This window comes from Microcoleus sp. OTE_8_concoct_300 (assembly GCF_031383065.1).
Taxonomy (GTDB): Bacteria; Cyanobacteriota; Cyanobacteriia; order Cyanobacteriales; family Microcoleaceae; genus Microcoleus.
Map to the genome: position 1 here is coordinate 1 of NZ_JANMZH010000715.1, position 4208 is coordinate 4208.

Genomic DNA, 4208 nt, shown 5'->3' on the forward strand with positions numbered 1-4208 from the left:
GGTTCCGACTGCGCCGGAGATTTTGCCGACTGCAATGGACGATCGCAAATTCACTAATCGGGCGCGGTTGCGAAACACTTCTGCCAGCCATCCTGCTAGTTTAAAGCCAAAGGTGATGGGTTCGGCGTGAATTCCGTGCGATCGGCCAACCATCACGGTATTGCGATGTTGTTGAGCCTGATAGCGAATAGCTTGACTCAATTCTTCGACACGTTCTAACAAAATATTGACGCTAGCGACTAATTGCAGCGCCAAAGCGGTATCGAGCACGTCGGAACTGGTTAAGCCGAGGTGAATGTAGCGGCCGGCATCGCCTACATATTCGTTGACATTTGTCAAGAATGCGATCATGTCGTGGCGGACTTCGGCTTCTATTTCGAGGACTCGTTTGGGGTCAAAATTAGCCTTTGCTTTGATTTCTTCGACTGCGGCGGCGGGGATGTAGCCGAGTTCGGCTTGAGCTTCGCAGACAGCGATTTCTACTTGCAGCCAGCTTTTCAGTTTGGCGGTTTCAGTCCAGATGTTGCCCATTTCGGGCAAAGTGTAGCGCTCTATCACGGTGGGAGTTGGGGAATGCGATCGTCCTATTGTACCTCTGCGAGGGGATGCAAGGGCCATAGGATTTAGCATGGGGCCCAGAAACCGGGTTTTTACCGAATCTGCGGGCTACAACGGGTCTTTTCGTAAAAACCCGGTTTCTTTGGTTGGAGTGCAGAAACTAGGTTTTTATATTTTTGTAGTTTGGGCGATCGGCTACAATATCCTAAACCTCGTTAGCTGGCATCACTCATGCCTAAAAAATCACTCCGTTGTTAAACCAGCTAAAAATGCCAAACTCTGCCTATTTTTGTTGCCACTCCTCTAGCGCACCAATGATAAAGCTAGCTGTTAATTACGATGAAAAACTGCTGGAAAAAGCTCCAGCAGTTGCCGTGATTAGGTAGTGAGGATTAGGAATCTTTGCAAGCTTTCACCAACAACCGAATCTCTCGAACGAACATAGTCAATCCAGCCATTGTAACTAAAGCAATGCCACTTGAGGCCATGTGCGACTCTAAGTTTATGCCTACGGGAAAACTCAGACTGGGTTGCGGTTGCTGTACGATCTGGGTGATGCCGTCGTATTTACCGTGTTCCATTTGTTTGTTTGCTCCTAACTAAGTTTGATGGTAATCAAGCTGCCAAGCTTAACAACCATTGTAAGTGGCAAACAAATACAAAATATGCTCAATTAGCTCAATTAACCTGGTCTTTTTAGAGTTGTACTCCAACCAGATTTAATGAGCTATTTGAGCTAATGCTTGTTTATTTTAACTACGTAATACCAAATTTACATGAAGCTGCATAGGAATAGCAGAGGAACAAAATCCTCTTGGGGCGTTGTTTTCAGCTTGCTTGCATATATTGTATGCAGTTCCACGATAAATTGGTATAACCTCGTTCATCACGCTGGTATGACCAGAGCTGCGACATTTCGATAGAACTACTATATTCCAATAAGCAGCGCAATAACTTTTGCTGGAATCGAACGATGATTTATCAGGGAAAGGAGAGGCAGGCATGGTTAGAGCGTGTTTGTTCGTTTGGTTCTGCGCTTTAGATACTCAAGTTTGGCAGCTTGATAAGTATTAGAGCTAAAACACCAAATAGAGAAAACTGACCTCTCCAAAGATTTATGCAGGTATAGAGAACCAGGGAAAGCTGGATCGTAATAACCTTATTTAAACTTTGCACTGTCTTTACAATTCACATAATCTCAGATAACACCCATATCGTGCAAGTTCCGATATCTCACTATTCCAGATAACACCCATATCGTGCAAGTTCAGATATCTCACTTTATATCTCACTTTAGTATCAGAAATCTTAACTTAAATGAGCGGCTCAGTTTCGAAGAATCAGCCTATCACCCTTGTCATACAAACAATCAAGTTGTTATACTTTTGGTCAAGCATGGCAGCTTGAAAGTAAACAATTAGCTAAAGAACCTGGAAATAATGACTGCAAAGACACAAAAAAAACGGCAGCGTAATAGTGTAAACCTTTCGGAAGAAGGTAAAAATGCTGTACGGGAAGCTCTGTATTTTAAGGGTTTGTCGCAACAGAGATGGGCAGATCATTCATATATATCTATATCGACTATAAAACGGTTTCTAAGTGGACAAAGAATCGATAGATACTCTTTTGAAGCAGCGTGTATATCTCTGGGACTCACCCCAGATGAGGTCATTGCCCATCTCAACTACCAACGAGACAGCACTACTCCTCCAATTCCAGTCCTAGTTTCTCCGCCCCTAGTTCCTGTACCCCCAGAGCCATCACTCACACACCATTCAGGTACACCACCCCAAAATTTTATGATTACAGGTACTTTCAGCCCTAACAAATTAGCAGAGATAGAGGTCGCTCTCACTCACTTAGAAAAACTTTTGCGCGACAGCGCCACCTTTACTCTCGTGCCAGAACACAATTATCTCGCCTTAACAGGAACGTTTAGCGAAGATAAAAAGCCACACGTTGAGGTCGCGCTCATGCACCTCAAAAAGCTTTTGCTAGAACACTTCATCACCCCTGAGTGGATGGAGTAATCAAGGATCACAGTCATTTGATTCTAGTTCGCGTTGGATGCGTTCGTAACGCCCTAATTTTGCTTTCTTCTGCTTTTTGGCAGGAATTGGTGCTGAGTCATTTGAGAATAAAGACAGTTGTATTGCTTCCATTTTATATTTTTTTACTGCGTTCTATCTGATGTTGCCGACTTGGGGCAGGGTGTAGGGCTCGATCGCGCTTGGAGTCGGAGAGTGCGATCGTCCTATTGTACATCTGTGAGGCATCCGTCTTGAGTCGGCATGGGGAATTTCGGGCGATCGAACTTTCCGATTTCTGGATTTGAATATTTCGTTTGTTTCGGATATTGCGTTTAAGGCGCGAAAAGTGTTATCGTGAAAACAACTGAGTATGCGCCGGAGACTTACACGCGGGTAGCCAGAAACCGGGTTTTTTCGCGAATCTGCTGGTAGCAACGAAATATTTTCGTGAAAAACCCGGTTTCTTTGCTCGAAGTGAGTCCACAACTACATAAATCAGACAAAAACACATTAAAAGAGAGACTTGCTATGTTGAAGCAAAAAGCATCGCCAGAGTCTGTTTTACCTCCAGAAAAAGAACAAGAATCCATAGCACAATTAGCACAGATACTTAGCCGAGAATCTGCACAACCAAAATTAGTCACAAGTAACGGAGAAGAGATTCTAATTCCCGAATCAGTCTGCAATATCCTGCGTCAAGCTGTACAAGCAATGGCATCAGATCGGGCTGTTTCGATAGTTCGTTACAATCGCGAACTGACGACGCAGCAAGCTGCTAATATCCTGAATGTATCGCGACCTTTCCTTGTCAAGTTGCTAGATGAAGGAGCAATTCCTTATATCAAAGTAGGTTCCCATCGGCGGATTCGATTTAAAGATTTAATCATTTATAAAGAACATCGCGACAGAAAGCGCCGTAAACTATTAGACCAGCTAATCGAGATGACTGAGGAAGCTGGTTTATACGAAGAATAGGATGAATTCACTTTTTAAAGCGATGAAAAAGCGTAAAATATTAGAAAAGGTGCTATCTGGGTCAAAAAACATCAAATTTAATGAAATGGTGACACTGATTGAAGCCTTTGGCTTTAGTCTGGCGAGAGTCAGCGGCAGTCATCACATATTCAATCATCCTGAAGTGCCAGAAATCGTTAACATTCAAAATAAAAAAGGTGAGGTGACACCCTATCAAGTCCGTCAATTCTTAGCGATAATCGAGGAATACGCTCTTACAATAGAGGATGATGAACCATGAAAGACTATCACATCAATATTTTTTACAGCAACGAAGATGAAGGCTACATTGCCGATATTCCTGATTTAAAATACTGTTCCGCTTTTGGCGAAACCCCAGAATCAGCTTTGCAGGAAGTACAGATTGCTAAAACAGCATGGCTGGAAGCTGCAAAAGCTGCGGGAAAACCCATTCCCGAACCAAAATATCGACCTGCAATATATCAACTTACGACTTGAAAAACGATCGCACATCCGCCTTACTGCATCCGATCGATCGTCCGATACTGCACCGCCTCCCCCACATGATTCGTTTTCAAGCTTTCATCCCCCGACAAATCAGCAATAGTTCTAGCAACCTTCAAAATTCGATCGCTAGCCCTCGCC

At 43.6% G+C, this 4208-nt stretch carries 6 protein-coding genes and 1 pseudogene; 4 read left to right on the forward strand and 3 right to left on the reverse strand.

The features are described 5' to 3' along the window. Both ACUVJL_RS32125 and ACUVJL_RS32130 read right to left on the reverse strand, forming a co-directional pair. Positions 1 to 558: lyase family protein (locus ACUVJL_RS32125; protein ID WP_445248799.1), on the reverse strand; the 558-nt coding region annotated here is incomplete at its 3' end. Between the two features lie 392 nt (positions 559 to 950). Next, the gene (locus ACUVJL_RS32130; protein ID WP_445249532.1) at positions 951 to 1139 is read right to left on the reverse strand and encodes a hypothetical protein; all 189 of its coding nucleotides are present in this window, start codon (positions 1137 to 1139) and stop codon (positions 951 to 953) included. A gap of 858 nt (positions 1140 to 1997) precedes the next feature. On the opposite strand from ACUVJL_RS32130, the gene ACUVJL_RS32135 reads away from it, so the two are divergent. The 4 genes from ACUVJL_RS32135 (at position 1998) to ACUVJL_RS32150 (ending at position 4061) form a co-directional block, all read left to right on the forward strand. After that, positions 1998 to 2588, forward strand: coding sequence for a hypothetical protein (locus ACUVJL_RS32135; protein ID WP_445249533.1), 591 nt, complete (start codon positions 1998 to 2000; stop codon positions 2586 to 2588). Positions 2589 to 3116: 528 nt separating this feature from the next. After that, positions 3117 to 3563 (forward strand): excisionase family DNA-binding protein, encoded by a 447-nt coding sequence (locus tag ACUVJL_RS32140; RefSeq protein ID WP_333337221.1) that lies wholly within the window; start codon positions 3117 to 3119, stop codon positions 3561 to 3563. A gap of 1 nt (position 3564) precedes the next feature. Then, a complete protein-coding gene (locus ACUVJL_RS32145; protein WP_445249534.1) occupies positions 3565 to 3843 on the forward strand; it encodes a type II toxin-antitoxin system HicA family toxin in 279 nt (92 codons plus the stop codon). After that, entirely contained in the window at positions 3840 to 4061 is a 222-nt protein-coding gene (locus ACUVJL_RS32150; protein ID WP_445249535.1) for a type II toxin-antitoxin system HicB family antitoxin, read from the forward strand. Before ACUVJL_RS32145 ends, ACUVJL_RS32150 begins: the two co-directional genes overlap by 4 nt. Positions 4062 to 4081: 20 nt before the next feature. Here the strand turns inward: ACUVJL_RS32150 and ACUVJL_RS32155 are convergent. Beyond that, a pseudogene (locus ACUVJL_RS32155) lies at positions 4082 to 4208 on the reverse strand (ATP-binding protein); the annotation flags it as partial.